21 protein-coding genes and 3 pseudogenes are annotated in these 24,075 nt (G+C 61.7%); 9 read left to right on the top strand and 15 right to left on the bottom strand.

The window, feature by feature from the left end:
* Positions 1-8: 8 nt before the first annotated feature.
* From ACIPVK_RS03735 to ACIPVK_RS03725, 3 genes are read right to left on the bottom strand one after another with little or no spacing between them, the layout of a single operon-like run.
* Positions 9-1,175 carry an acyl-CoA dehydrogenase family protein gene (locus ACIPVK_RS03735; protein WP_407610636.1) on the bottom strand — a complete coding sequence of 389 codons (1,167 nt, stop codon included), beginning with the start codon at positions 1,173-1,175 and terminating at the stop codon, positions 9-11.
* Positions 1,160-1,987 carry an HpcH/HpaI aldolase/citrate lyase family protein gene (locus ACIPVK_RS03730; RefSeq protein ID WP_407610635.1) on the bottom strand — a complete coding sequence of 276 codons (828 nt, stop codon included), beginning with the start codon at positions 1,985-1,987 and terminating at the stop codon, positions 1,160-1,162. The genes ACIPVK_RS03735 and ACIPVK_RS03730 overlap by 16 nt, the downstream gene beginning before the upstream one ends.
* Entirely contained in the window at positions 1,984-2,466 is a 483-nt protein-coding gene (locus tag ACIPVK_RS03725) for a MaoC family dehydratase (RefSeq protein WP_407610634.1), read from the bottom strand. The genes ACIPVK_RS03730 and ACIPVK_RS03725 overlap by 4 nt, the downstream gene beginning before the upstream one ends.
* 281 nt (positions 2,467-2,747) lie before the next feature.
* Here ACIPVK_RS03725 and ACIPVK_RS03720 point away from each other — a divergent pair, with 281 nt between their 5' ends.
* The 4 genes and pseudogenes from ACIPVK_RS03720 to ACIPVK_RS03705 all read left to right on the top strand — a co-directional run bounded on the left by ACIPVK_RS03720 (position 2,748) and on the right by ACIPVK_RS03705 (position 8,434).
* The gene (locus tag ACIPVK_RS03720) at positions 2,748-4,130 is read left to right on the top strand and encodes an MFS transporter (RefSeq protein ID WP_407610633.1); all 1,383 of its coding nucleotides are present in this window, start codon (positions 2,748-2,750) and stop codon (positions 4,128-4,130) included.
* A 34-nt stretch (positions 4,131-4,164) separates the two neighbouring features.
* Positions 4,165-4,896: an IclR family transcriptional regulator gene (locus ACIPVK_RS03715; RefSeq protein ID WP_407610632.1), complete on the top strand. Its 732-nt coding sequence runs from the start codon at positions 4,165-4,167 to the stop codon at positions 4,894-4,896.
* Between the two features lie 131 nt (positions 4,897-5,027).
* Complete coding sequence (locus tag ACIPVK_RS03710; protein ID WP_407610631.1) at positions 5,028-6,782, top strand: IS1634 family transposase; 1,755 nt, start codon at positions 5,028-5,030, stop codon at positions 6,780-6,782.
* A 174-nt stretch (positions 6,783-6,956) separates the two neighbouring features.
* Positions 6,957-8,434, top strand: a pseudogene (locus ACIPVK_RS03705) (IS1182 family transposase).
* A gap of 181 nt (positions 8,435-8,615) precedes the next feature.
* Here the strand turns inward: ACIPVK_RS03705 and ACIPVK_RS03700 are convergent.
* Together ACIPVK_RS03700 and ACIPVK_RS03695 are read right to left on the bottom strand one after the other, a co-directional pair.
* Positions 8,616-9,902: an SLC13 family permease gene (locus ACIPVK_RS03700; RefSeq protein ID WP_407610630.1), complete on the bottom strand. Its 1,287-nt coding sequence runs from the start codon at positions 9,900-9,902 to the stop codon at positions 8,616-8,618.
* Between the two features lies 1 nt (position 9,903).
* Positions 9,904-10,653: a GntR family transcriptional regulator gene (locus tag ACIPVK_RS03695; RefSeq protein ID WP_407610629.1), complete on the bottom strand. Its 750-nt coding sequence runs from the start codon at positions 10,651-10,653 to the stop codon at positions 9,904-9,906.
* A gap of 73 nt (positions 10,654-10,726) precedes the next feature.
* Here ACIPVK_RS03695 and ACIPVK_RS03690 point away from each other — a divergent pair, with 73 nt between their 5' ends.
* The 4 genes from ACIPVK_RS03690 (at position 10,727) to ACIPVK_RS03675 (ending at position 12,645) form a co-directional block, all read left to right on the top strand.
* Positions 10,727-11,530 carry an amidohydrolase family protein gene (locus ACIPVK_RS03690; protein WP_407610628.1) on the top strand — a complete coding sequence of 268 codons (804 nt, stop codon included), beginning with the start codon at positions 10,727-10,729 and terminating at the stop codon, positions 11,528-11,530.
* Positions 11,531-11,573: 43 nt separating this feature from the next.
* Positions 11,574-12,119 carry a DUF4230 domain-containing protein gene (locus ACIPVK_RS03685; protein WP_407610627.1) on the top strand — a complete coding sequence of 182 codons (546 nt, stop codon included), beginning with the start codon at positions 11,574-11,576 and terminating at the stop codon, positions 12,117-12,119.
* 113 nt (positions 12,120-12,232) lie between these two features.
* Positions 12,233-12,454, top strand: coding sequence for a hypothetical protein (locus ACIPVK_RS03680; protein ID WP_407610626.1), 222 nt, complete (start codon positions 12,233-12,235; stop codon positions 12,452-12,454).
* A complete protein-coding gene (locus tag ACIPVK_RS03675) occupies positions 12,415-12,645 on the top strand; it encodes a hypothetical protein (RefSeq protein ID WP_407610625.1) in 231 nt (76 codons plus the stop codon). The genes ACIPVK_RS03680 and ACIPVK_RS03675 overlap by 40 nt, the downstream gene beginning before the upstream one ends.
* A gap of 548 nt (positions 12,646-13,193) precedes the next feature.
* On the opposite strand, the gene ACIPVK_RS03670 is transcribed toward ACIPVK_RS03675, so the two are convergent.
* The 6 genes and pseudogenes from ACIPVK_RS03670 to ACIPVK_RS03645 form a co-directional block, all read right to left on the bottom strand.
* On the bottom strand, positions 13,194-13,913 hold the full coding sequence (locus tag ACIPVK_RS03670) for a maleylpyruvate isomerase family mycothiol-dependent enzyme (protein ID WP_407610624.1): 720 nt from the start codon (positions 13,911-13,913) through the stop codon (positions 13,194-13,196).
* Positions 13,913-14,737 (bottom strand): fumarylacetoacetate hydrolase family protein, encoded by an 825-nt coding sequence (locus ACIPVK_RS03665; protein ID WP_407610623.1) that lies wholly within the window; start codon positions 14,735-14,737, stop codon positions 13,913-13,915. The genes ACIPVK_RS03670 and ACIPVK_RS03665 overlap by 1 nt, the downstream gene beginning before the upstream one ends.
* Complete coding sequence (locus ACIPVK_RS03660; RefSeq protein WP_407610622.1) at positions 14,734-15,858, bottom strand: cupin domain-containing protein; 1,125 nt, start codon at positions 15,856-15,858, stop codon at positions 14,734-14,736. The genes ACIPVK_RS03665 and ACIPVK_RS03660 overlap by 4 nt, the downstream gene beginning before the upstream one ends.
* A 43-nt stretch (positions 15,859-15,901) precedes the next feature.
* A complete protein-coding gene (locus tag ACIPVK_RS03655) occupies positions 15,902-17,245 on the bottom strand; it encodes an MFS transporter (protein WP_407610621.1) in 1,344 nt (447 codons plus the stop codon).
* A gap of 3 nt (positions 17,246-17,248) precedes the next feature.
* Positions 17,249-17,896, bottom strand: coding sequence for an MBL fold metallo-hydrolase (locus ACIPVK_RS03650; RefSeq protein WP_407610713.1), 648 nt, complete (start codon positions 17,894-17,896; stop codon positions 17,249-17,251).
* 168 nt (positions 17,897-18,064) lie between these two features.
* A pseudogene (locus ACIPVK_RS03645) lies at positions 18,065-18,304 on the bottom strand (MBL fold metallo-hydrolase); the annotation flags it as partial.
* A gap of 135 nt (positions 18,305-18,439) precedes the next feature.
* On the opposite strand from ACIPVK_RS03645, the gene ACIPVK_RS03640 reads away from it, so the two are divergent.
* Complete coding sequence (locus tag ACIPVK_RS03640) at positions 18,440-19,372, top strand: LysR family transcriptional regulator (protein ID WP_407610620.1); 933 nt, start codon at positions 18,440-18,442, stop codon at positions 19,370-19,372.
* Between the two features lie 65 nt (positions 19,373-19,437).
* Here the strand turns inward: ACIPVK_RS03640 and ACIPVK_RS03635 are convergent.
* The 4 genes and pseudogenes from ACIPVK_RS03635 to ACIPVK_RS03620 all read right to left on the bottom strand — a co-directional run.
* Positions 19,438-20,231 (bottom strand): annotated as a pseudogene (locus ACIPVK_RS03635) (IS630 family transposase); the annotation flags it as partial.
* A 22-nt stretch (positions 20,232-20,253) separates the two neighbouring features.
* Complete coding sequence (locus ACIPVK_RS03630; protein WP_407610619.1) at positions 20,254-21,786, bottom strand: carotenoid oxygenase family protein; 1,533 nt, start codon at positions 21,784-21,786, stop codon at positions 20,254-20,256.
* Positions 21,787-22,031: 245 nt separating this feature from the next.
* On the bottom strand, positions 22,032-22,745 hold the full coding sequence (locus ACIPVK_RS03625) for an alpha/beta fold hydrolase (protein ID WP_407610618.1): 714 nt from the start codon (positions 22,743-22,745) through the stop codon (positions 22,032-22,034).
* Positions 22,746-22,931: 186 nt separating this feature from the next.
* On the bottom strand, positions 22,932-23,834 hold the full coding sequence (locus ACIPVK_RS03620) for a LysR family transcriptional regulator (RefSeq protein ID WP_407610617.1): 903 nt from the start codon (positions 23,832-23,834) through the stop codon (positions 22,932-22,934).
* Positions 23,835-24,075 lie beyond the last annotated feature (241 nt).

Genomic DNA, 24,075 nt, shown 5'->3' with positions numbered 1-24,075 from the left:
CTTCGTGGTCAGTAGGACTTCGGCAGGTCCAGAACGTGGGTCGAGACGTAGTTCAGGACCATTTCCTGGCTCACGGGGGCGAGTCTCAGGATGCGGGCTTCGCGGAAGTATCGTTCGACGTGATATTCGCGGGCGTAGCCCATGCCTCCGTGCGTTTGGATGGCCTGGTCCGCGGTGGCGAAACCGGCCTCGGCACACAACCATTTGGCCATGTTCGCTTCCCGGCCGCACGGCAGGCCCTGGTCGTAGCGCCATGCGGCTTTGCGGGCCACCAGCTCGGCTGCGTCCAGGCGCATGACGGCCTCGGCGAGGGGGAATGCAACGCCCTGGTTTTGTCCGATGGGCCGATCGAAGACGACGCGTTCCTGGGCATATCGGACGGCTCGGTCCAGGGAGGCCCGACCGAGGCCCAGGGCCTCGTGTGCGAGCAGGATTCGTTCGGGGTTGAGTCCGTCGAGCAGGTACTTGAAGCCCTTGCCTTCCTCGCCGATGCGTGCCTTCTCAGGAACAAAGTAGTCATCGATGAGCACTTCATAGGACGAGACGGCGTTGCGGCCCATCTTGGGGATCGCGTCGAGATGGACGTGTTCGGGATCGATGTCGATGAGAAACAGCGACATCCCGTCGGTGGGGCGCTGCGCGTCCTCCCGCTTGGTGGTGCGCGCGATCAGGACCATCTTTTGGGAGTCGCCGGCCTTGGTGATCCACACCTTGCGCCCGTTGAGGATGTAGCCGCCTTCGACGCGCTTGGCGAAGGTGGAAATGCGGGTGGTGTCGGTGCCGGCATCGGGTTCGGTGACTCCGAAGCACACGTGCAAGGATCCGTCCGCGGCGGCCGGAAGGATTTCTTGCCGGAGCTCTTCGCTGCCGTGCTTGACGATCGTATTGAGGCCGAAGATAGTCAGGTGCATGGTGCTGCAACCATTCATCCCGGCACCGGAGGCAGCGACCTCCTCGAGCAGCAACGAGGCTTCAAGGATGCCCAGCCCGCCGCCGCCGTATTGTTCGGGGATGGCGATGCCAAGCCAGCCGGCTTCGGCGAAGGCGTTGTAGAACTCCCAGGGGAATTCGCCCTTCAAGTCGCGGTCGGCCCAGTATTCATCGGAGAAGCTGCGGGCCAGCTCCCGGGCGCCGGCGCGCAGGTCCTTCTGGTCGGGTGTCAGTTCGAAATCCATGGGGTGGTCCTTTCAATGAGGGTGCGCGCGTGGGTGAGCAGGGGACCGTCGATCATCTGGTTGCCGATCCGGAACACCCCGCCGCTGCTGGCTTCGGGATGTGCAAGCAGGGTCCGCGCGCACGCGATCTGCTCGTCGGTGGGACGGAAGGCCTTGCGGATGTATGCCACGTGCTGGGGGTGGATGCAGGCTTTGGCCCGGAACCCCATATCGGCCGCTTCCTTGGATTCGGTTTCCAGTCCGTCCAAGTCGCTGATGTCGATGTGGACGGCGTCGATGGAGGCTTTGCCCTCGGCTGCGGCGGCGAACAGCACACTGGTCCGGGCCTGTTCAATCATCGGCCGGTAGCGTCCGTCCGTTCCGCGGCTTGATCGACCGCCGATGTCCGCGACAAGGTCTTCTCCACCCCACATCAGTGCTGTGCAGTTGGTTGCGGCAGCCAGCCGCGGGGCCGCCAGGACCCCGGCGGCCGTCTCGCACAAGGCAACTACTTCGAAATCTTGCAGTGCGCATAATTGTTCGGGGCCCGAGGCCTTGGGGAGCATCAGTGTGCGTACCCCCGCTAGGCGCATGGCGGTCACGTCGTCATGGAACCACGGGGTGTCGGCGGCGTTGATGCGCACGATGGTGCGTTGGGGAGCTGTCGCGGCGGCGGCGGCCACCTGCCCGCGAGCCGCGACTTTCCGCTCGGGTGCGACGGCGTCTTCCAGGTCCAGGATGGCCACGTCTGCCCGGTCAAGTGCCTTCTCGAAGCGATCCATGCGATCGCCAGGGCAGAACAGCAGGGCCGGCCCCTGGGCGAAGATGCTCATCCTTCATGCTCCGAGGGCAGGCGGCGCATCATCGCGGTGCGTTGCGCTCGAGCGACCACTTCGCCGCGCTGGTTGCGGGCGATGTGCAGGAACTCCACGATTCCCGCTTCGGGTCGGGACTTAGACACGCGTTTGCTCTCCACCGTGGACTCGGCGTACAGGGTGTCCCCGGCCAGTACGGGGGCCGGGAAGGACACCTGGCCGAAACCCAGATTAGCGATTGTGGTCTCCTGGGTCAGCTGCGCCACACTGAGTCCGATCAGGGTCGAGAGAGTGAACATGCTGTTGACCAACCGTTCCCCGAATTCGGTCCGCGTTGAGGCTGCGGCATCCAAGTGCAGGCTCTGCGGGTTCATTGTCAATGTCGAGAACAAGGTGTTGTCTGACTCTCCGACGGTTCGCCCGGGGCTGTGGCGATAGACGGCTTCGGGATCGAGTTCCTCGAAATAGAGGCCACGCTGGGAGATGCTGGTTTTCATTATGTTCCTAAATATGAATGTAAATACTTATATGTGAATGATTCGAGTGTCTCGTGGTTTGGGTCACGCGTCAAGGCGGACGGCGGGGTGTCGGCGGTGGCGCGCTTGACGTGATTCGGATCACTCGATAGCGTAAGGGCTCGGTATTCATTAATGCGACTCTATGTTCTTAAATACGAACAAAAGGGTTTTCTGCTGCTCGTCTGTTACGAGCGGCGGGGGAGCACTTCGAGCATGACCCCCTCCACTCGTAATGTGGACCGTAGAAAGGATCCAGCCCGATGAACGAGCCAGTGAACCAACCCAGATCTGCCCCCTCACCGACAAAAACGCACAAGAGCGTAGGACCTGCCGTAGTTATTGGCTCTGCCCTGGAATGGTTCGATTTCTACCTCTATGCCTCGATGGCGGCTCTGGTCTTCGGGCCGATTTTCTTCCCCTCAGAGAGCTCAACGACCAGCACGCTGGCTGCAGTCGCCACCTTCGCGGTCGGCTTCCTGGCACGTCCCCTGGGGGGAATCGTCTTTGGCGTGCTGGGCGACAAGATCGGCCGCAAGGCGGTACTGTCGCTGACGTTCCTGCTTATGGGCATTTCTTCCGGCCTAATCGGGCTGGTTCCCTCCTACGAGACGATCGGTATCGCGGCCCCGATCCTGTTGGTCGCATTGCGGATCCTTCAAGGCTTGGGTGCCGGGGCCGAATTCGGCAGTGCGATCGCTGTGTCGTATGAACATGCCGGCTCGAAATCCCGTGGCCGCCTCGGGTCACTGCCCGCGCTGGGTGTGAACATTGGGTTGCTTCTTTCCTCGCTCACCGTGGCCATCCTTACCAGCTTCAGCGAGGAATTTCTGTATACGTGGGGGTGGCGCATCCCGTTTGTGGCCAGCTTCGCCCTTGTCATCATGGGTGTCTGGGTGCGCCGGCAGATGCCAGAAACCCCGGAGTTCGAAAGAATGGCCGCTCGGGCAAAGAACCACAAAAAAACCACACCGTTGCGGGATCTATTCAAGTCTGACTGGCGGGGGCTGGCTATCGTCATGGTCATGACCATCGGCTACAACGGTGTCAGCTACATCTTCAAGACGTTCTCGCTGTCCTACCTCACCCAATTCCGGGACGTTGCCCCCAACGTCGGGGCTTTCGGCATTACCCTGGCAAGCGCCGTTGCCATCATCGTTGTCCCGATAGCCGGGCGCCTCTCTGACCGGTTCGATTCCCGTCGAGTCATCCTGTTTGGGGCCGCCTGCATCGCGGTCCTAGCGTTCCCCTTCTTCTGGCTTATGGACACGAACCAGCCAATTCTCATCTGGGCCGGTCTGATCCTGGCTACAGGTGTCGCGGTTCCTGCCATACTCGCCGCTTCGGGGTCGTACATGGCTCGTCAGTTTCCGGCCGAAGTCCGAGCCTCGGGACTGGGCACCGGGCGCGAGGTCGGCGGTGCCTTTGCCGGGGGCTTGGCGCCCTTGGGGGCATTGGCCTTGGTCACGATGTCTGCTACCAACGCCACGTGGGGCGTGTCCGTACTCTTCATTCTCGGAGCGGTGTTCATTGGAGGCGCATGCATGTTCGATCAGCAGCGCAAGATTGCGATGCGCAGCGGGACCCTTGATGATGGGGCTATCGCTGTGGAGCAAGCGATGCCGGAGAACCGGCCTGTATCCTGAGGCCATCGGCAGGTTCAATGATGGAGGAAACATAATGTCAGCACCCGGTGAGGCCAAAGAACACCGCACGGCATCGCGCGTCACCAATATCCTCGAACTTGCCGCCAAGAGTGAGGGGGGCATCCGGCTGGCCGGCCTTGCCGCAGCTTTGGACGCGCCCCGCTCATCTATCCACGGGCTTGTCAAAGGCCTCGTCGCCACCGGGTATCTGCATGACGACGACGGCTCCTACACCATAGGGCCGGCTGTCACCGCCCTATTGGCGGCCCCGCGTCCGTCCATCGAGCGCGCTGCTCGGCCTGCCATGGAAGCTTTGCACCGCGACTTCAATGAGACCGTGATGCTCAGCTTCTTGGTTGGGGATGCCGTGGTCTATGCCGACGTCCTGGAATCGACCCAGATGATCCGCTATTCAGCCCCGCTGCGGACCCGACGGCCGCTCTACCCCACCAGTTCCGGCAAGTGCTTCCTCGCCTACGCCAGCGAACGCTATCGCGATGTCTACCTCACCGCGCACATCGAGAAGGAAGACCGGCGCCGGCAAGTGCAGGAGGAGCTTCGCGGGATAGCCCGAGAGAACGTGGCGATTAATCGCGGACAGACCCTTCCCGATGTCAGCGGCGTGTCCGCCCCAATATTCGGCAACGGAAAGCTATTGGCAGTCCTGGCCATTGCTGGGCCCACTGCCCGGATCGCCACGCACCTGGATGAATTCGCCGCGGCGATGAAGGATCAGGTGCGCCAGATATCTGCCCGTCTAGACTGAAGCTACGTTAGGGATTTGCTCCGGAACCGCATGGTTCCGGAGCATTTCCGCGTTTTGGGCCGAAAGCTGTAGCCACTAAAGCATTCGCTAAAAGTCTTCCATTCTCCGCATGAGAGGTGTATTTTGTTGTCATGGAACAGGGCACCAAGGCCATGCACGTAGCCATCAACAGGTCCCGCCGGATGAACAAGGCCGGCATCGAGGTCGAATACCAATCCGCCCTCATACGCCGCACCTACCGCGAAGACGGCAAGGTCAAGCACGAAACCCTCGGCAACATCTCCTACCTGCCCCAACACGCCATCGAGGACCTTCAGGCGTCCCTGAAGGGCAAGACCATGGTGGACGCAACCGCCCGGATGCAGATCCTGCGCTCCCTGCCCCACGGACACATCGACGCCATCACCACCATGGCCCGCGGGCTGCGCTTCGAATCCCTGCTCGGCCCCGCCTCCCGACAGCGGGACCTGGTCATGGCCCTGCTCACCGCACGCATCCGCAAACCGACCTCCAAGCTCGCCACGCTGAACTGGTTCACCGACACCACCCTGGGCACCGACCTCGGTCCGGTCTCCACCGATGAGCTCTACGCTGCCATGGACTGGCTGCTTCAACAGCAACCCCGCATCGAAAAGCAGCTCGCCCGCACCCATCTGGGACCCGAACACAATCCCGAGGCACTGGCCCTCTTCGACCTGTCCTCCTCCTGGGTCACCGGAACCCACAACCCCCTGGCCAAGCACGGGTATTCGAGGGACAAGAAACGCGGCTGCGAACAAATCGAATACGGCATGCTCGCCACCCGCGCCGGCCTGCCCATCGCGGTGCGTGTCTTGCCCGGCAACACCTCCGACCCGGCCGCATTCATCCAGATCGCCGAAGAAATCCAGGACCTCTCCGGCGTCCAGGACCTGGTCATGGTCGGAGACCGCGGCATGGTCACCAACGCCCGGGTCGAAGACCTCAAGAAAGACACCGACTTCTCGTGGGTCACCGCCCTGCGCAACACCGCCATCCAACAGCTCGCCGAGGACGACGGACCCCTGCAGGTGAGCCTGTTCGACGAACAGAACCTCGCCGAAATCACCCACCCCGACTACCCGCACGAACGCCTCATCGCCTGCCGCAACCCGCCCCTGGCCGCCAAGCGCGCCCACCAGCGCGAAGAGCTGCTCACCGCCACCGAGGAAAAACTCGAGGCCGTCAAGAAGGCGGTGGAAGCAGGGCGCCTGAAAACCGCCGGGGCCACCGGGGTGCGGGTCGGGAAAATCGTGGGCACCTACAAGATGCAAAAGCACTTCCACCTGGTCATCGCCGACAAGAAGTTCACCTACGAACGCAACCAGGACTCCATCAAGCGCGAGGCCGACCTCGACGGCATCTATGTCATCCGCACCAACGTCCCGCAAGGCACCATGGACGCCCCCGAAGCGGTGCGGACCTACAAGTCCCTGGCCAACGTCGAGAAGATCTTCAAGACCCTCAAGACCCGGGACCTGGGCATCCGCCCCATCCGCCACTACACCGCCGAACGCACCCGCGCCCACGTGTTCCTCTGCATGCTCGCAGCCCACCTCACCTGGCACCTGCGCACCGCCCTGGCGCCGCTGACGTTCACCGACGAAAACCGCCCCGTTCCCGAGGAACCGGTCGCCAAGGTCCAACGCTCGGCCGCCGCCGCACACAAGGCCAGCACCCGGAAACTCGACGACGGGCGCACCGCCACCAGCTACCAGGACCTGCTCGCCCACCTGGGAACCCGGACCCGGAACACCACCCGCGTCCCGGGCACCGAGAAGACCTTCGAACTGCTTTCAATGCCCACGCCCCGCCAACACAAAGCCATGGACCTCATCGACCACCACATCCGTACCTACAGAAAGTAGCCAGAGAGCCCGGAGCACTGACGCCAGGAACCCCGACAAACCGCGGCTCCTGGCGTTTCAGCTACGTAACTTCTAGGTGCGGGGGTCAGTAACCGGCAAACGGTGATTCGAGGAATCCTTAAAACGCCGGAGGATTAACCGGGGTTCCGCGCCGGCACTGGGATAATTGGGGGCATGGATACCTCTTCTTCGTTGCCGCAGGATGGTTTGTTTGACGAGTCCTTGGTGGAGCGGATCGAGGTCCCGGCCGATGACCGGATCGATCTGAACGGCGGGGCGAGGAAGCGGTTCAGGGCCTTCGATTCGGATGCGGTGATGCTGGTGCCGCCGTCCCTGGACGAATGGCTGCCCGAGGGCCACCTGGCACGGTTCCTGGCCGAGCTGGTGGAGAACGAGCTGGATCTGGACCGGTTCCATGCCTCGTATGCGAAGGCGAAGGGACAGCCTCCGTATGATCCGCGGTTGATGTTGCGGATCCTGCTCTACGGCTACTGCACCGGGGTCCGGTCCTCCCGCGAGCTTGGGCGGGCCTGCACCGATGTGGTGTCGTTCAGGTGGCTGTCGGCGCAGCAGGCCCCGGATTTCCGGTCCATCGCCCGCTTTTCGCGAACGCCACCTGGCGGCCTTCGCCAACGTGTTCCTGCAGGCCCTGGAACTCTGCCGGGCCGCGGGGATGGTGAAGCTGGGGAAGGTGGCCCTGGACGGGACGAAGGTGCGGGCGAACGCCTCGAGGCACAAGGCGATGTCCTATGCCCGGCTCACGGAGAAGCAGAAGGTCCTGGCCCGGGAAGTCAGCGACCTGCTGGCCGAGGCCAAGACCGTTGATGCCAGCGAGGACGCGAAGTTCGGGCCGGGCAAGCGCGGGGACGAGCTGCCGGTGGAGTTGGCGAACCGGCAGGCGCGGTCCCGGGCGATGGCCATTGCGAGGGCCTCCATCGAGGAGGAGGCCCTCGGCCAGGGCGCGGGCGGAGGCCGAGGAGAAGGCGGCCGGGCGCGGGGACGACGATGACGACGTGACCGCCGCCGGGGACAAGGCCGCCAAGGATGCGGTGCCCAGGCCCAAGGCGCAGCGGAACTTCACGGACCCGGATGTGCGGATCATGAAGCAGGCCTCCGGCGCCTTTTCCTATTGCTACAACGGCCAGGCCGTCGTGGATGAATACCGGCAGGTCATTGTCGCCGCGGAGCTGAACCAGGCGGCCAACGACTACGGACAGCTGGTTCCGATGGTCGAGAAGGCCCTGGAAAACCTGGGGCGGATGCCCCAGAAGTGGTTGGCGGACACCGGCTACTGCTCGAAGGCGAACCTCGAGATTGCGCGGGACCTGGAGGCTGAGCATGGCACCAAGTTCTTCATTTCCGCCGGGCGCATGAAGCACTCCACCCCGATCCCGGAGGCACCCAGGGGCAGGATCCCTGCCAACGCCACCGATGGCGAGCGGATGGCCCGGAAGCTGAAGACGAAGATCGGGAAGAAGGTCTATTCCCGGCGCAAGGTCATCGTGGAACCGGTCTTCGGGCAGATCCACACCCGGCAGGGCAAGCACCTGTTGTTGCGCGGGCTGGAAAAGGCGGCCCTCGAGTGGAAGCTGCTCGCTGCCTGCCACAACCTGATGAAGCTGCACAGCTACCGGGTCGCATCGGCTGCGTAGCGGCAACGTTGGTGGGGGCATGCGCTGCGCGCAGGCCCCCACCAGACCCCGGTCTGGTCCCAAGGAACCCCGAAACCCGGAATTCGTCACCTCCGGTCGGCAGGCGCCCTAATCAAGCCATCCGTGGCCAGGTTTCCCGAAGACACGGTGCCGACCGTCAAAGCGATACTGACCCACGCACCTAGAGGACCACGAAGAAGAACCAGGCCAGCAACGGTGCGGCGAGGATCATCAGCATGCCCCAGAGCATCATTCCCTTGAACGTCTTGTCGCGCAGATCCTCTTCCGTGTTGGCGACGACCAATGCCCCGCCGGTGGAGAAAGGGCTGGAATCCACCGCGGAGGCGGCAATGCACAGGGCGATGATGAAGCCCATGGGTTCCAGGGCTCCGCTGACCAGCAGTGGTGCCGCCAGCGGAACCAGGACCACGAACATGGCGTTGGTCGATGCGAAGGCCGAGACGACGCCGGCGACGACCAGCATCAACAGCCCTGCAAGCAGCGGCGTGCCGATACCCGCTACGGAATTGGCCAAGCCGTCGATGACCCCGGCGGTGTCGAGCATGCTGATGTAGGTGACGATCCCACCGATCAACAGGATCACGCCCCAGCCGATGTGGCTGACACCTTCCTTCGAGTCCTGGGGATACAGTGCCGAGAGGATGACGGCCGCCCCGAGGGCAAGGAATCCCACGTCGAGCTTGAAGCCCAGCCCGCCCACCAAGACCCCCACCATCAGCAGGACCGTAACCACTTGTGGGAGGGCCCAGGTCTTGGCCTTGGTTTCGACCGCCATGGCGGTCGAACCGGAACCACCGGAGAGGTCATCGAGTGTATCGCGGTATGCGTCTGTCTCACGGGCGCGCCGCATTAATTCGCGTCCGCCGAGAAGGAAGAAGGCCACTGCGTTGATCAGCAGGTTCGCAATGAAGGTCCAGAGGAAAAGCTGTCCGGCATCGATGCTCACGCCGATCTTGTCCAGCACGCCGTCGACAATGCTGAAGTACACGGCAATCGGGGAGAATCCACCGGCATTGGTGCCGTTGATGATGGACAGCCCGATGAGCAGGGGATTGATGCGGTAGCGGTTGGCGAAGGCGAGCCCTACAGGGATCAGGATAGCGTTGGTTGCCGCCGAGAGAGCACCGGAACCGGTAATGATGGCGGCCAGGACGAAGAAGACCCACGGTACCAGCGCCACCCGGCCGCGGACGGCGCCGACTGCCCCGCTGACGATTCGATCGACGGTGCCGTTGGCACGCGCCATGCCAAAGAGGTAGGTGACACCCAACAGGGTGATCAGGAGACCTCCGGGGAACCCGGAGGCGATCTCGGAGGCGCTTTGGCCGTAATACGCGATGCCAAGCACGAAGGCCACCACGAGGGCAACCGCGCCCATGTTGATATTGCGCCACATGGCCACGCCGAAGATCAGGATCAGGCCGAATACGGCCACAAGTTCTTGCATATTAGCTAATCTCTACTCGATATCGGAAGGAATTCGCGACCCCGTGGGATTCCCGGTATTCCATGATTTCACCGGCATGTGTCAGCGCAGATCGACTGATCCGCACCAGCGCCGTGTCCGGTGCCACGGACAGCAACGCGGCCTGTGTCGCGGTGGCGGCCACCACCGAAAGCTCCTCGGTGGCGCTTCCGACGACGACGCACGCCAGGCGTTCATAGGCCGGATACAGTAGGGGCCCTAGATCCGACAAGTCGGCTTGTGCGACCGCGTCGAATCGCGGTAGGGGCAGCCAGATGTCTTCTATCAGGAAGGGATGCTCGTTCCACAGCCTGAGCCGACGCATGTGCAGCAGCCCGGAACCAAGACGCACATTGAGTGCGGCTGCAAGGACCGAATCGGCAGTTTCCGGAGTGCGGGAAAGAATGCGGCTTAGCGGCGTCTGCCCTTCTTGCCCCTGGACGCGGAAAAAGCGATAGAGCGAATTCTGGAAGGAAGCCCGGCGCACGAACGTGCCGCGTCCCTGCTGACGTTCCAGGATCCCCTCGGTCGCCAGTTCACCTAGGACGCGGCGCAACGTGCCGATTGAAATTTCATAGCTATCAGCGAGCGAGGATTCGGGCGGTAGCGGGGTTGTTCCGTTCCACTCGCCTGCCCGGATGCGCCGAAGCAGGTCGTCCTTGATCCTGGCGTGGAGCGGGAGCCTGGGGTCAGGGCCGACCCCGGGCCCGGGGTCCTCTTCTATCGATTTCATGTGACCCACAGTACATCCCATTCCTGTATAGGTCTATTCCTTTGAAGGTTTAGAGGTCATCTAGGATGGATGGATGCCTGAGACTAGTTTTCTGACCACGGACACCCATGCCCACGTATTTCAACCGGGACTGCCGGTGACGAGCCATGCCCGCTACACACCCGATTACGAGGCCACCGTCGAACAGTACCTCGAGGTGCTGAACGAGAATGGAATGGACCGGGGCGTGTTGGTCCAGCCCAGCTTCCTGGGACATGATAATTCCTACCTGATCGGAGCTATGGCGAAGGCACCGGACCGTCTGCGTGGGGTCATCGTCATTGACGCAACCAGACCCGACCTCGAGCTGTCGCGCGGGAATGTTGCCGGGCTCGATGCCGCCGGCATCCGCGGAGTCCGGCTGAACCTGCTCGGAGTGCCGCTACCGGACCTGTGCTCGCCCGACTGGCAGACTGCCGCATTGGAGCTCGCGCGACAGGAATGGCACCTGGAGATCCAAGCCTCGGGAGCCCAGTGGATGCAGTTGGCTGATCAGCTCAGGACCTGGCCGTCGAAGGTGGTGATCGACCATCTTGGGCTGACCTCGAGCACAGAGCCCGAGGCCACGGCCCTGCTGCTTGAGCTGGCGGCCCTCGGGCATGTGTGGATCAAGGTCTCAGGCCCCTATCGTTCGGAAGCCGGCGAAGCCACGGCCATGGTTCGAAAGCTCAAGGAAGCAGGGACCACGCAACGACTCGTGTTCGGCAGCGACTGGCCATTCACCCGCCACGAAGACCAAGCCTATGCCTCGCTCAAGGACTGGGCAGCGCAACAGCTGGGCACCGAGCTGGCATCCCAGGCTTTCACCCTCAATGCGGCACGGCTCTTCGGCTGGTAACACGCCTAAGCCTTGATCTCCCCTTGGCTACGTACCACTTGGTGTGGCTGGCGCGTTTGGGGTCAATCTGCTCCCATGGCAACAGAATGAACGGAACCGGCCCGCGCTGCTGAAGTCGATCCAGAACATCAGCCAGTTCCACGGTGCGGTCGGCCACTTCGAAGTGGTGGTTGATGACGGGGGAGAAGACAACGGGTGGGTACCTGATGTCATCTTGGGACGCCGGACGCTTGTTGTGGCACAGGGCACCGTCAACGCATATGTTGAGATGTCCGGTTTCGCCGACGAAGACCTGACGCTGTCTGAGGACGGCAGGTCGTTAAAGGTCAGGTTGCCTGATGCTCAGCTCGACAAACCGAACATCAACCACGAAAAGTCCTACGTAGCCAGCCAGGAGCGGGGCGCGGTTGAACGGATCAAGGATGCGCTGGAGACGCCGAAGCAAGAAAAGTTCTATCAGGATGCCGAGAAGAAGATAACGGCTGCAGCGAAGGAATCAGGGCCGCGGAAGAGGGCGCTCGAGAACACCAAATCCATGCTGACAGGGATGTCAGGTTCACTCGAAATTGAAGTCACCTTCGTCGAGTAGCCCGCCGGGCCTCGACAGGCTCGGCCAGCGCGGCTTCGAGCAGGATCAAGAAGCCTGCCGCCGCGCTGCCGCCTGCAGTGGTTTCAACAACGGACCAACGAAAGGATGCGGCAATGGCAAACACCACCTTCAGCAAAGAGGAAAAGGCTGCAATGCGGGCCGTGGCGACCGAGGTGAAAGTAGCCAAGGCGGGCGCCGACATGGAGGCCGCCTGCCTCGCCGCCATCACTGAAATGAGCGGCACGGACCAGGAACTGGCGCAAACCTGCACGATCTCGTCAAGGAAAACACCACCTTGGGTGCCAAGGCCTGGTACGGCATGCCGGCGTACATGAACGCCGACGGCAAGGTGGTGGTGTTCTTCCAGGTCGCCGCCACGTTCAAGTACCGGAACGCCACAATCGGATTCCAGGAGGACGCGAAGCTTGACGACGGCAACACTTGTCCCAGCTCCTTCGCCGTGACCAAGCCAGACGCCGCCGACAAGAAGCAACTGGTGGCGCTGCTGAAGAAGGCCGTCGGGTAACCGAGGGCACAGTGGGCTACTGGCCGCTCGCCCGCTGTAGGCCGAGCGCCCCGCTATACCCCGGGCGCTGGACTCAGCGTTGGAAACTAACAGGTAGATTTGCGACGGCGTGCCAAGGCTGGCAATGCTTCCTCCAGCTTTCCGCTTCGAGCGGCATCGCAAGTGAATTTTTGTCGATCACAAATGTAGAATTCTCAGAGTTGCCCGCACTTTTGTCAACGACGAGGCGTCCCGGCAGCCAGCCGAAAAGCTCTTCAAGCTTGTTAGCGAGACGAGTTTTCAGTCGCAGTTAAACGCGAGTTTCCTCAAAGGCGAGGTGTGCACACTGACATTGGCTACCCTTGTAGCGAAGGACAAGGACGCCTGCCCCATGAAGGCTGATTCCGACTCGATTACCGTATGGACACCCTTGCGTCAGGACCACAACCAATAAACCACAAAGTGGAAATCCCGGTGCCTCCCGACATTTGGGTGGCGCCAGGATTTCTATTTTGGGCCCGGTCACTGTTCCAGCTGCAACGAAGCCGAACCCGTTCAGGAAACTGCGCCTAGATCCAGACGGGTGCCGGCAGTGTTGCGTCGATGCCGCTGCGGCCGGCGGCCCAGGCGGTTATTTCGGCCAGTGTGCCTGTGATGGTCGCGGCGTCCGGGTTGGAAACGTCCCCGAAGCCCCTTTCGCTTCCCCTGGGGGCTATAACGAGTCCGTTGTCGGTGCCGCGGGTTTTCCAGGCTGCGGTGATGTCGTCCAGCAGCCGTTCCAGGATCGGTGCCGGGATGTCGTTGAAGCCGGCTCCGTTGTTGAGGTCGACGGCGTGGAGCCAGACTTCGCGGGTGCGCATCCACACGGTTTCGGAGGCGGGGACGGTGCGGCCTTGGGCGGTTTTGACGTGGTTGGACCAGCTCGCGTCGGGCAGGTCGCGCCATTCCACGTTCAGGTGCACGGAGGAGTGGTCAAAGAGGTTGCGCAGGGCAATGGGGCTGAGCGTGGCGCCGAAGTCGATTTCCTGGTTGCGTGCTTGGGGGGAGGGGTACATGGGTGTTTCCACCCCTGTGGCGGCCCATTCAACGAGCCGGGCAATCGCGCGGGCGTTGTAGCCGACATGGGCAGCGACGTGGCGGCGGGTCCAGCCGGGCAAGAGGGAATCGCCGTCGAGCTCGTCGTCGCTGAGTTCGTTGAGTTTGCGGGCGAAGAACGCGGTGCCGCGCCGCGCCTGCAGGAGTGCGTCCTGCAGGCGCGGATCGCTCGTCAGATCCTGGCGGGCAACCATCAGGCTTCCCTGACCACTTTGTTGCTCAGTTTGCCGAGCCCCTCGATGGTGGTGACCAGAAGCTGACCCTCGGCCAAGTACACCTGTGGCTCGCGGGCGTGGCCCACACCGCCCGGGGTGCCGGTGGCGATGACGTCGCCGGGGTTGAGGGTGATGATGGTGGAGATGTAGTGGACCAGGAATTCCGGGGTGAAGACGAGGTCTCCGGTCGGGGTCGACTGCATGATTTCTCCGTCAACGGCGGAGGTCATGAGCGGGCCGGCGCTGAACTCATCGCTCGTGACGAGGGCCGGGCCGAAGGGGGTGCTGCTTTCCCAGGTTTTTCCCTGGAGCCACTGGATGGTGCGGAACTGGTAGTCGCGCATGGAAACGTCGTTCAGCACGGCGTAGCCGGCGATGTGCTCGGCCGCGTCGGCTTCGGCGATGCGGCGTCCGGGCTTGCCGATGATCACGGCGAGTTCGGCTTCCCAGTCCACGGCGTCTGATTCCGGTGGAAGGGCCAGGTCGTCGGTGGGGCCGATCAGGGATTCGGCGTACTTGGCGAACAAGGCCGGGTGGGTGGGGATTTCCCGGCCCATTTCCTTGATGTGGTTGCGGTAGTTGTGGCCCACGCAGATGATTTTGCCGGGAGCGGGGATGACGGCGGCGAGGTCGGCGCCCTCGTAGGGGTGGGTTGCGCCGGTGGCGGCTGCCGCAACGGTTTTCCAGTCCGGGGTCTGCAGGAGATCCCCGATGCTGGCGTAGCCGTCGATTTCGGTGAGGGTGTCGTCGTCCTGGCGTACTGCCTTCATGCCATTCGGGGTCCGGAGAGTGAGAAGCTTCATGAGTTGTTGCGTCCTTCGATGTAGGTGCGGTTCAGGTTGAGGCGTTCAATGATGGGCTGGTCGCCGAACTGGAAAAGGTCGAATTCAGTTTCAGCTTCCAGAGACCAGGCTGCCCAGGACGGGACCACGATCAAGTCACCCTTTTCCAACAGGTTGCGTTCGCCGTTGATCACGATCGCACCACGGCCCTCGAAGACCTGGTAGACACTGGAGCCGACCTCGCGGACGGTCTCGGTGGATGCCCCGGCGCGCAGGCGGTGAAACTGGGCGCGGATGGTTGACATGACATCCCCTCCGGTCGTCGGGTTGACGAAGCGGACGGCGGCGTGTCCCTGGGAAACGGTGGCCGGGTTCCCCTCATCCTCCAACAAGAGCTGCTCCCGCAGTGCCCGGTCGGTGTGTTGCCAGCGGTAGGCGCCGATGGGGGAGGAGATCGTGTTTTGCAGTCCGGAGAGCGGACGCAGGCCCGGATTCGCCCACAGCCGCTCGGAGCGGGAGATGTCGGGAGTGGATTCGTCGGTGACGCGCTCGGTGCCGAATTCAAAGAAAGCCGTGTCGGTGTAGTGCACGAACGGGATGTCCAAGCCGTCGATCCACGCCATGGACTGATCGGTCTCATTGTGGTGGCCGTGGAAGTTCCAGCCCGGGGTGAGCAGGAAATCACCGCGTGACATCCGGACCGGGTCGCCATTGACAACGGTCCAGACTCCTTCGCCCTCCACCACAAAACGGAACGCGTTCTGCGAATGGCGGTGTTCCGGTGCGGTCTCGTGTCCGCCCAGGTACTGGATGGCAGCCCAAAGGGTCGGCGTCACGTAGGGCTTTCCGCCCAGACCCGGGTTCGCCAGGGCGATGGCGCGGCGTTCCCCGCCGCGGCCCACGGGCACCAGGTCACCGGAACGCTCAGCCAATGGCAGGAGCGTGTTCCACCGCCACACGTGCGGGACGGCTTTCGGCGTCGGCACCATGGGCATCAGGTCGGCGATCTGCGTCCACAACGGAATGAGGTTCTCCTGCTCGAAGTCCTGGTACAGGACTTCCAAAGCCGCAGTCTCTTCCGGGGTCGCCTCGGGCACGGCCATTCCGGCAGCGATGGATTCATGCGTTGGGTTCTGTGTCATGGTGTCGCTTTCAACTATTTGAGGCCGTTGTGCTGGTGCGGTGCTACTTGATCTCTTGGAGTTCAAGCTTTCGTCCCTCCGGAGCAAAAACGAGGGCAAGCAGGGAAATCGCCAGTGCCCCAATCCAAACCGCGCCAAGGGTGACGATGCTGCCGCCGGTTGCGAGAACGATGGCTGCTGCCACCATCGGCGTCAGTCCGGCGCCTATGGTGGAAGCTCCTTGGAAGGCAACTGATGCGCCGGTGAAACGGACTCGGGTCGGAAAAAGTTCGGCCAGGAACGCGGCCAGCGGGCCGAGGATGATGCCTTGGATTCCCTGTGCAACCATGACCGCTATTGTGAAGTTAGCGACGGTGCCGGTTTGCACAAGTAACAGCATTGGGTAGGCGAAGATCATTGCCGCAGCGATTCCGACGGCGATGATGGGTTTGCGGCCGTACCTGTCACAGAGCTTGGCGCTGATAAGGGTCATGATAAGCATTACGGCGGCGGCGAAGGCCTTGGCGGATAGTACGCCGGTTTTGTCGGCACCGTGTTCAATTGCAAAGTTCACGGCCCAAACGGTGGCGATGCCGGCGATCATCAGTTGACTCATGCCGACGAGAATGCCTAGGGATAGATTCTTTGGGTAATTGGTGAGCACATCCATGATGGGAAGGCGTCGCGTTTCAGCTTCCTTTTCGAACTCCTGAAAGAGAGGACTTTCAGTAACCTTCAAGCGCACCACCATGCCGATGAAGACCAGAACGATGCTGAATAGGAACGGCACGCGCCAGCCCCAAGAGAAGAATTGTTCATCCGGGAGCGTGGTTGCCAGTGCCATGGCAATGGCACCCAAGATGGCTCCAGCTGGCGCACCTAGGTTCGCGAAGCTGGCAGCAAATCCGCGCTTACCACCAGGGGCATGCTCGAGGGCGATCAGCATGGCGCCACCCCATTCTCCGCCGATGGCCAGACCTTGGATAATCCGGATGCTAACCAGAATGACGGGTGCCAAGACGCCGATCTGTGCGGCGGTCGGCAGCAAACCGATGACTGTGGTGCAAATACCCATGGCCAACATAGAGACCACCAGTACCCCCTTGCGCCCTAGCCGGTCGCCGAAGTGGCCAAAGATCACGGCGCCGAGCGGTCGTGCAACGTACCCTGCGGCCAATGTTGCGAAAGAGGCGAAGGTGGCCATTGCTGGGCTCATGGAGATGAAGAAGATCTTGTTAAAGACTACGGCGGCGGCTGTTGCGTAGAGCAAGAAATCGTAGAATTCGATCATCGTGCCCAGGAAACTGGAGGCAAGGATACGCCGCATCATGGGCGTGTTGATTGATTCTTGAAGAAGTTCCATGTCTCTCCGGTTTGAACTTGGTGGAACACCGTGTGTTGCAGTCATGGTTCACGCCCTTTCAGCGACGAGTGAGGAGCGGAGATTTGAGTTGGCAAAGCTGATGACATCAAGATCTTCGGGAACATAGAATGGTCCGCTGTAGCTTTCGCGGGCACTCTGCCAGGCTTCCGGGGCCGCGTTTCCAGGCACCAGATGGTGGAGAGCAAGTCGGCGTGCCCCGGCAAGGGTGGCGATTTCACCGGCTTGAACAGGCGAGGTATGCGATTTGCGGTGGTGGTCCATAGTGGCGGCGGCCGTGACCGGATCCTCTCCGACATAAGCTTGCTGAATACTGTCGAAGTCGATGGCCTCATGCAGCAACAGGTCGGTGTCACGGGCCAGCCGAACAAGGTTGCCGCACGGGGCTGTGTCACCAGAAATCGTCACCGAGCCGCCAGCTGTGTCAAAGCGGAATGCAAAAGCCGGGGCCACAGGTGGGTGCTCCACAAGGGTGGCCGTGACCGTGACAAGATCGTCAGAATAAACTTCAAAGGGCTCCATACCTGTGGGGGTCGGGTTCTCGTTGGGATGGTAACCGCTAGAACCCGGGACGGAGATGTCTTGGGGGGCAAAGAAGTCATACACGCTTGGGCGCAGCGAATCTAGCATCCGGTCAGCCACGTCCGTTGAGTACGCCTGCACCAGTGAATCGAACATGGAGCGTGTCCCGGGAGTCGCGTTTTCGGGGAATGGGAGGCTGGGCGCACTGCTGGCCCGAGGCGAAAGTGGGGGAAGCATGCTGCGATCGCCAGGGCCCATTATCGCGATCTGTTCCCTGTTGGGGGATTTGAGGTTCATGAAGCCAAAAATGGTCAAAGCGGCCAAATCGATGACGTGGTCCGAGTGTAGGTGAGTGAGGAAAATCCCTCGGAGGGAACTCATCGGAATACCCGAACGAGATAGTTGCGAGCCAGTGCTCTGCCCACAGTCCACGAGGTAAACAGCTTCGCCTACGACGACCGCCGTCGAGATTCCGGCACGTTGACTACCAGAAGCACCCCGCCACCACCGCGGTCCGCCAGCCGTGCCCAACGTAACTACGTAAGGCTTATTCTGTGGGTTCATTGCACTTCACTCCTCTTTAAGACTGGGTATCGGCAGTCCTCCAGTGGGGAGTGACGGCGATCTCCAACTACTATGACCGACGTCACCGTATTCAGTAAATGTAAAAGAGCTACAGTATAAGTTTAGAATTACAGAATGACTGACTTTACACTGCGACAACTTGAGTACTTCATTGCGGTGGCCGAAGAAGGCTCGGTGACCGCTGCCGCCCACCGATTGCACATATCGGCCGGTGCCGTTAGCCAAGCAGTTACTGACTTGGAAGTGGCATTGGGTGTGCAATTAACGATCAGACGCCCTGCCAAAGGGGTGTCCATGACCCCGGCGGGCCGCTCCGCCGCTATCCAGGTCCGAAACATTCTAGAAAAAGTGAGGGACCTGCATGACTTCACTCGCGGTATGAGGAGCGAACTCCACGGCTCCCTGCGTCTTGGCTGCTTCTCGACACTGTCACCTTGGGTCCTGCCGCCGATCGCCGCACATTTCACTGACAAGTCACCTGCCATCACCTTGGATTTTATTGAGGGTCCCTCGGACGAGTTGCAAGAAGGGGTCCTTGATGGAACTTTAGATGCAGCCCTCGTCCTCTTTCGGCACGTGCATCCAGGGCTGGAAGCGATCGAAATCGTACCCTTGCGTTTGCAACTGCTGTTGGCAGCGAATCACCCACTTGCATCATTGGAAGCGGTTCCGCTAAAGCGCCTACACGACGAACCAGCCATACTTATCGATCTGCGCCCTGCCCGAGGGCTTGTGGAGGAATTACTCCGAGGAGCCGGGTTTGAGCCAAAGGTGAAATGGCGGTTTAAGAATGTCGAGACTATTCGATCCATGGTTGCTAGGGGGTTGGGATACTCGGCGATCATGGGGCGGCCTGTCGGGGATCGTTCCTACGACGGTATGCCATTGGCCTATCGTCGAATCGCTGACGAAATCCCGCACAATGGGCTCACCCTCGTCTACCCGAAGCACTCACAACCAAGTGCCAAGTTGCGCTTTTTGCTGGACTTCTGCCGTGCTGAATTTATTGGGCAGGACGGTCAATTGTCAACGTGGGGGCCTGAATGATCCGACGGTTCGTAGCGGGATTAAGCCCGCATGCGTGAGCTACCGGGTGTTACTAGTGTAGTGTCTCAGTTTTGCTTTGTGGCTTGGAGGGCTATGCGGGCCCGGCGGACTTTTTCGATGATTGAGTCGGCGGTCGCAGTCCAAGTCAACGGCTTGGGGTTCTCGTTGTTGACTCGGATGCAGTCTTCGATCTTCTCGATCAAGTCCGGCACCGAGTGGAAGACCCCACGGCGCAGTGCTCTCTCCGTGAGATCCCTGAACCAGCGCTCCACCAGGTTCAGCCAGGAGGAGGATGTTGGGGTGAAATGCAGGTGAAACCGCGGGTTCTTCTCCAGCCAAGTTTCCACATTCGAATGCTTATGGGTCGCGTAGTTGTCCACCATGAGGTGGATTTGAAGGCCCTTGGGGGACCTCCTTCTCGATGGTTTTCAGAAACCCCAGGAATTCATCGTGACGGTGCTTGGGGACGCAGGATCCCAGAACCTTCCCGTGGTGACCTCGAAGGCAGCGAAGAGCGTGGCCGTTTCGTTGCGCTTGTAGTCATGTGTCACCGTCTCGGACCGGCCCCTGACCATCGGCAGGGACGGTTGGGAACGGTCAAGAGCCTGGATCGAGGTCTTTTCGTCCATGCAGAAATCTATCGCGTTGTTCGGCGGATTCAAATACAGCCTGCACACGTCAATGAGCTTCTCATCAAAGTTCGGATCCGTGGAGAGCTTGAACGTCTTGATCAAATGCGGCTTCAGCCCCGTGCCGCCCAAATCCGCCGTACCTGCGCCGGGGACACCCCGACCCGTGCGGCCATGATCCGTACCGACCAATGCATCTGACCCTCGGGTTTGGAATTCTGCGTCAATTCGTAACCGTTCTCTAGCCCCCTGTCATTCGCCTTCACAGACACTGATTTCCCAGTAGTTGCCCGCCAGCTGGCGGTTTTCTCCGTCAATGCGGTCGGCCTCGATCCAGCAGGCATGCGTGCCGGCAGAGATGCGTTCTGGCAGGACAATGGTGCAAATGGGGCCCGCAGCGAGGTCCGCCGCTTCGAAGATCACGCACTCGGAGCGGTCCTGGTTCATGTCGTTGACGAAGGTAATGATGTAGGCGTCGTCCTCCTTGACGAACCCGTCCTTCATGGCGACACAGACTTCGCTGCCAAAACGACCGGGACCGTATTCGTGGCGGGTGCTCGTGTTCGACAGCAGGTCGTAGCGCTTCACCCCGTCCATGACCCAGTCATGGCCCGAGAAGATCGAGTTGTAGCTGTAGCGGTTCTTCAACCCGATGAAATCGTTGGAGACTATGGGGAACTCGGTGACCTCGTCGTCGATCGGGAATTCCTTGACTTCCCCGGTGCGCATGTTGAACATCCAGCGGTACATGTGGGTATGTGTGCTCTGCTTGTCCAACTGGCGAGCGATCTTGGCATAGACGTCATTCGGGTCGCCGACAGGCGGCTTGACAGGGTTGTCCCAGATGCAGCCGTCTTGGACGACCCAGTCCCCGTCCTCGAAGCAGTTGGACAGGTGCATGACCCAGCACGCCTCGGCCTCAAACCAGCGCACGTCCTCGCTGCGCCCGAACCGCGGAATGATACCGAAGCGGGACGGCATTTCCTTGTGGAATTCGAGCTTGCGGGATCCGGCCTTGAGCATGTCGGGGTTGTAGAAGTAGGGCAGGTCGTGCAGGATCGAATAGTTCTTCGTCATGCCGATGTCGTGGGGCCAGCGCGCGCCGGGCAACTCGATGGGCACGTAGTGGACCATCTTGTCTTCCCTATTGATCACGCCGTAGTTCATGAACGGCGCCTTCTCCGGGTAGTTGAAGAAGATCATGTCGCCGGTGACGTTGTCGACCTTGGAGTGCGAGGCGACTCCGTCCGGGACCATGCTGGCCCAGTTCTTGTTCACGCCAAAGGTTTCCAGTGTCGTCGGGCTCAGGTTCCAAGGCTCGGAACCTTGCGACATGGTCGCCATGACATTTCCCGCATGCGCCATGACGTCGGTTCCCGCGTTGTCCTTCATGACGCCCATGGAACCCCAGCCGCGTCGCTGGTAATTCTGTGGCTGCAGGATGCCTGGCCAGAGCGACTTCTGGGCACCCTGTTCCGCGAGGAAGCCGGTGGTGCGCACGAACTTGTTGCGGTATTCGATTTTTCCGGCGTCGAAACGCATGGCGTGGAGCATGCCATCGCCATCAAAGGGGTGGTAGATCCCCATGGGCATCTGCGCATTGTTGTGCGAGTTGCGGATGTAGATGCCGTTCAGGTCCGAGGGGATTTTGCCGATGACCTTGAGGTGCTCGCCGCTGACGCTGTATTCGCGCCCTTGGGGACGGAACGCACCCTTGAGCCAGGGGTTGTCGGTTTCATCTTCTGTCGGAACGCTGATGAACAGCGTGTCATTTACCTCGTACATTGTTCCCCTCCGGGGCATTCGGCGCCTGTACGCACAGCAACGTCCCGAAGCGGGAAAGTGCAAGGCATGGCGGACTTTGAACGGGTCCCGTCACCGGGCGGGATGGTGGGGTCCAGCCCAAAGTGGTTGAACCAATTTGTGGTTTAAGGCTACCTTTGGCGCGTGGCCTCGTCAATGGCCCGCGTTGACTCACCGGTGGCGCTCATCAAAACGAGGTCGCTGTCGCCGCGCGGGGCTCCGGTCGCTCAGTTGCAGTCGTCGATTTCGGCGACCCATCCAAGAATCACCCTCGCCAGGGCTTCCGGTTGCTCGGAGGGAAGCATGTGCCCCGCCCCGGAAAGCGCGTGGAACTGCGCATCCACACTCTCTGCCATCAGCCGCTGCTTCTCGGCGGCAATCACCGCATCGTCCTTGGCGGCCACGACGCAGAGCGGCACGCGGGACCGGAGAAGCATGTCCCGGCGGTCGGGCCGGCGCGCCGAGGCCTCCTGGTGCGCGCTAAACCGCTCCGCCCCGTACTCCGCCAACGCCGCTTCACGCTGCGCCATCAGATCGTCCCGGTGGGCGTTGTCCGGGTGGTAGGTCTTGGCCGTCGACGCTCGCGCGATATCGCCGTAGGCGCCCTGTGCGGCCTGTTGCGCTTTCACGCGCCGCCCCGCGGCGGCAACGTCCGTATCGGCGTTGTCCAGGCTGTTGACCAGTACCAGGGCCCGGATGCGATCCGGGTACCGCTCCAGCATCGACAGGGCGACGTATCCGCCGAATGAATGCCCAACCAAGATGAATCGGGGTGGCAGGTCCGCCAGGAGCGTGGCGGCAATGCTGTCGACGTCATCCAGCGCGGGCAGTGCCGGGGTCAGGATGTGGGAGTCCTGCGGGAACGCTGCCCGCAGCGAGCCCCAGCTGCTCGGAGAGTTGTTGATGCCATGCAGCAGAACGTAGGTTGGGTCGTTGTTCATGGTGGGTATGCTCCTAGGGTTTGATTCCGGCGGCCCCGGCTGGCGCCTCGCGGTTGGCATTCTTCGACGCGGGGGCGGCTGCGTGAACGGTTGGTGGGGGTGTATCTGCGGAACCGGGATATTGGTTCAACCACTGGAGTCTACGTCCATCGCCGGCGAATCAACAGGGGGCTGGCGGCGCTGAAGTCATCCCACGCTGGGTGTCGGGATGACCCCTTCCGCAATGCGCAGGACCTCGGTGAGTGCGGGGCTGGGATCGCGCGCCTTCCAGGCCATGCGCAACAGGATCGGCTCCGTCCGATCCCGGAGCTCGACAAAGGAAACGTCGGGATTGATGACGTTCTCGGCCACGGAGGACAGGGTCAGGGAGCAGCCGATTTCCGCGGCGACCAGCGAGATGACTGTCCAGGAGTCCGGAGCCACCTGGACGATGTTCGGCGCGAAGCCGGCTCCGGCGCAGAGGCGACGGAGTCGGTCTTCCAATACCGCGCCGGGGTGTGGCGGCAGCGCCACGAAGGGCTCGTCACGCAGCTGCTCCATGGAGATTTCCCTTTCGCGGGCAAGCCGGTGCCGCGCGGGCAGGGCCAGCACCAACCGCTCGCGCGCAACGACGCGCGTCGCAACTCCCGCAGGCAACACGTCCCACCTGCCGAAGCCGATTTCCATCGCCCCGCTCATGACCTTGTCCATGGCGGGGGTGGCGTAATTCGAGCTATACAGTTCGAACTGAATGGCCGGGTGGGTAACGCGGACGACCTTGGCTAGTTGGCCGACCATTGCATGGGTGGATGCTCCCGCGAACGCAACCCTCACCAGCCCGGTCTCCCCGCGACCTGCCGCGATGACGGAGCGCTTCGCCCGGTCCACGGCCTTGAGTACGTCGCGGGCGGGTTCCACGAGGGCTGCGCCCTCGGGCGTAAGTTCAACGTTTCTCGTGTTGCGCGCAAAGAGACGGGCACCCAGATCTGCCTCCAGGCTCCGGATCGTGCGGCTAAGTACAGGTTGGGCAACGTGTAGTTGCTGGGCTGCGCGCCCGAAGTGCAGTTCGCCGGCAACGGCCAGGAACGCGGTGAGCCGAAAGAAGTCCATGGCTCATTATTCCATCAAAAACATCAATGATCGCCTCCTGCGAGCCTCAACCAAATGCTGGCGCGGATTCCCGGCCCGGGCATGGCATCGGGAGATCGGTGGCTATGCAACGGATTTCCCGGGGCAACGACTCGACTATTGTCAAGATTGTAATAATGGGACCGTAAATAGGTATTGGACGAACAAATATGCGCTCTGTCACACTGGAATGAATAGCACCATGAGAAGGAAAACTATGACT

The sequence above is a fragment of the Paeniglutamicibacter sp. MACA_103 genome (assembly GCF_045798555.1).
GTDB lineage: Bacteria > Actinomycetota > Actinomycetes > Actinomycetales > Micrococcaceae > Paeniglutamicibacter.
This window is presented reverse-complemented; position numbering and strand designations above follow the sequence as displayed.

Bases quoted from the DNA above. Each gene is read 5' to 3' on its own strand.
- ACIPVK_RS03735 (WP_407610636.1), bottom strand. From the start codon at position 1,175: ATGGATTTCGAACTGACACCCGACCAGAAGGACCTGCGCGCCGGCGCC.
- ACIPVK_RS03730 (WP_407610635.1), bottom strand. From the start codon at position 1,987: ATGAGCATCTTCGCCCAGGGGCCGGCCCTGCTGTTCTGCCCTGGCGAT.
- ACIPVK_RS03725 (WP_407610634.1), bottom strand. From the start codon at position 2,466: ATGAAAACCAGCATCTCCCAGCGTGGCCTCTATTTCGAGGAACTCGAT.
- ACIPVK_RS03720 (WP_407610633.1), top strand. From the start codon at position 2,748: ATGAACGAGCCAGTGAACCAACCCAGATCTGCCCCCTCACCGACAAAA.
- ACIPVK_RS03715 (WP_407610632.1), top strand. From the start codon at position 4,165: ATGTCAGCACCCGGTGAGGCCAAAGAACACCGCACGGCATCGCGCGTC.
- ACIPVK_RS03710 (WP_407610631.1), top strand. From the start codon at position 5,028: ATGGAACAGGGCACCAAGGCCATGCACGTAGCCATCAACAGGTCCCGC.
- ACIPVK_RS03700 (WP_407610630.1), bottom strand. From the start codon at position 9,902: ATGCAAGAACTTGTGGCCGTATTCGGCCTGATCCTGATCTTCGGCGTG.
- ACIPVK_RS03695 (WP_407610629.1), bottom strand. From the start codon at position 10,653: ATGAAATCGATAGAAGAGGACCCCGGGCCCGGGGTCGGCCCTGACCCC.
- ACIPVK_RS03690 (WP_407610628.1), top strand. From the start codon at position 10,727: ATGCCTGAGACTAGTTTTCTGACCACGGACACCCATGCCCACGTATTT.
- ACIPVK_RS03680 (WP_407610626.1), top strand. From the start codon at position 12,233: ATGGCAAACACCACCTTCAGCAAAGAGGAAAAGGCTGCAATGCGGGCC.
- ACIPVK_RS03670 (WP_407610624.1), bottom strand. From the start codon at position 13,913: ATGGTTGCCCGCCAGGATCTGACGAGCGATCCGCGCCTGCAGGACGCA.
- ACIPVK_RS03665 (WP_407610623.1), bottom strand. From the start codon at position 14,737: ATGAAGCTTCTCACTCTCCGGACCCCGAATGGCATGAAGGCAGTACGC.
- ACIPVK_RS03660 (WP_407610622.1), bottom strand. From the start codon at position 15,858: ATGACACAGAACCCAACGCATGAATCCATCGCTGCCGGAATGGCCGTG.
- ACIPVK_RS03655 (WP_407610621.1), bottom strand. From the start codon at position 17,245: ATGACTGCAACACACGGTGTTCCACCAAGTTCAAACCGGAGAGACATG.
- ACIPVK_RS03650 (WP_407610713.1), bottom strand. From the start codon at position 17,896: ATGTTCGATTCACTGGTGCAGGCGTACTCAACGGACGTGGCTGACCGG.
- ACIPVK_RS03640 (WP_407610620.1), top strand. From the start codon at position 18,440: ATGACTGACTTTACACTGCGACAACTTGAGTACTTCATTGCGGTGGCC.
- ACIPVK_RS03630 (WP_407610619.1), bottom strand. From the start codon at position 21,786: ATGTACGAGGTAAATGACACGCTGTTCATCAGCGTTCCGACAGAAGAT.
- ACIPVK_RS03625 (WP_407610618.1), bottom strand. From the start codon at position 22,745: ATGAACAACGACCCAACCTACGTTCTGCTGCATGGCATCAACAACTCT.
- ACIPVK_RS03620 (WP_407610617.1), bottom strand. From the start codon at position 23,834: ATGGACTTCTTTCGGCTCACCGCGTTCCTGGCCGTTGCCGGCGAACTG.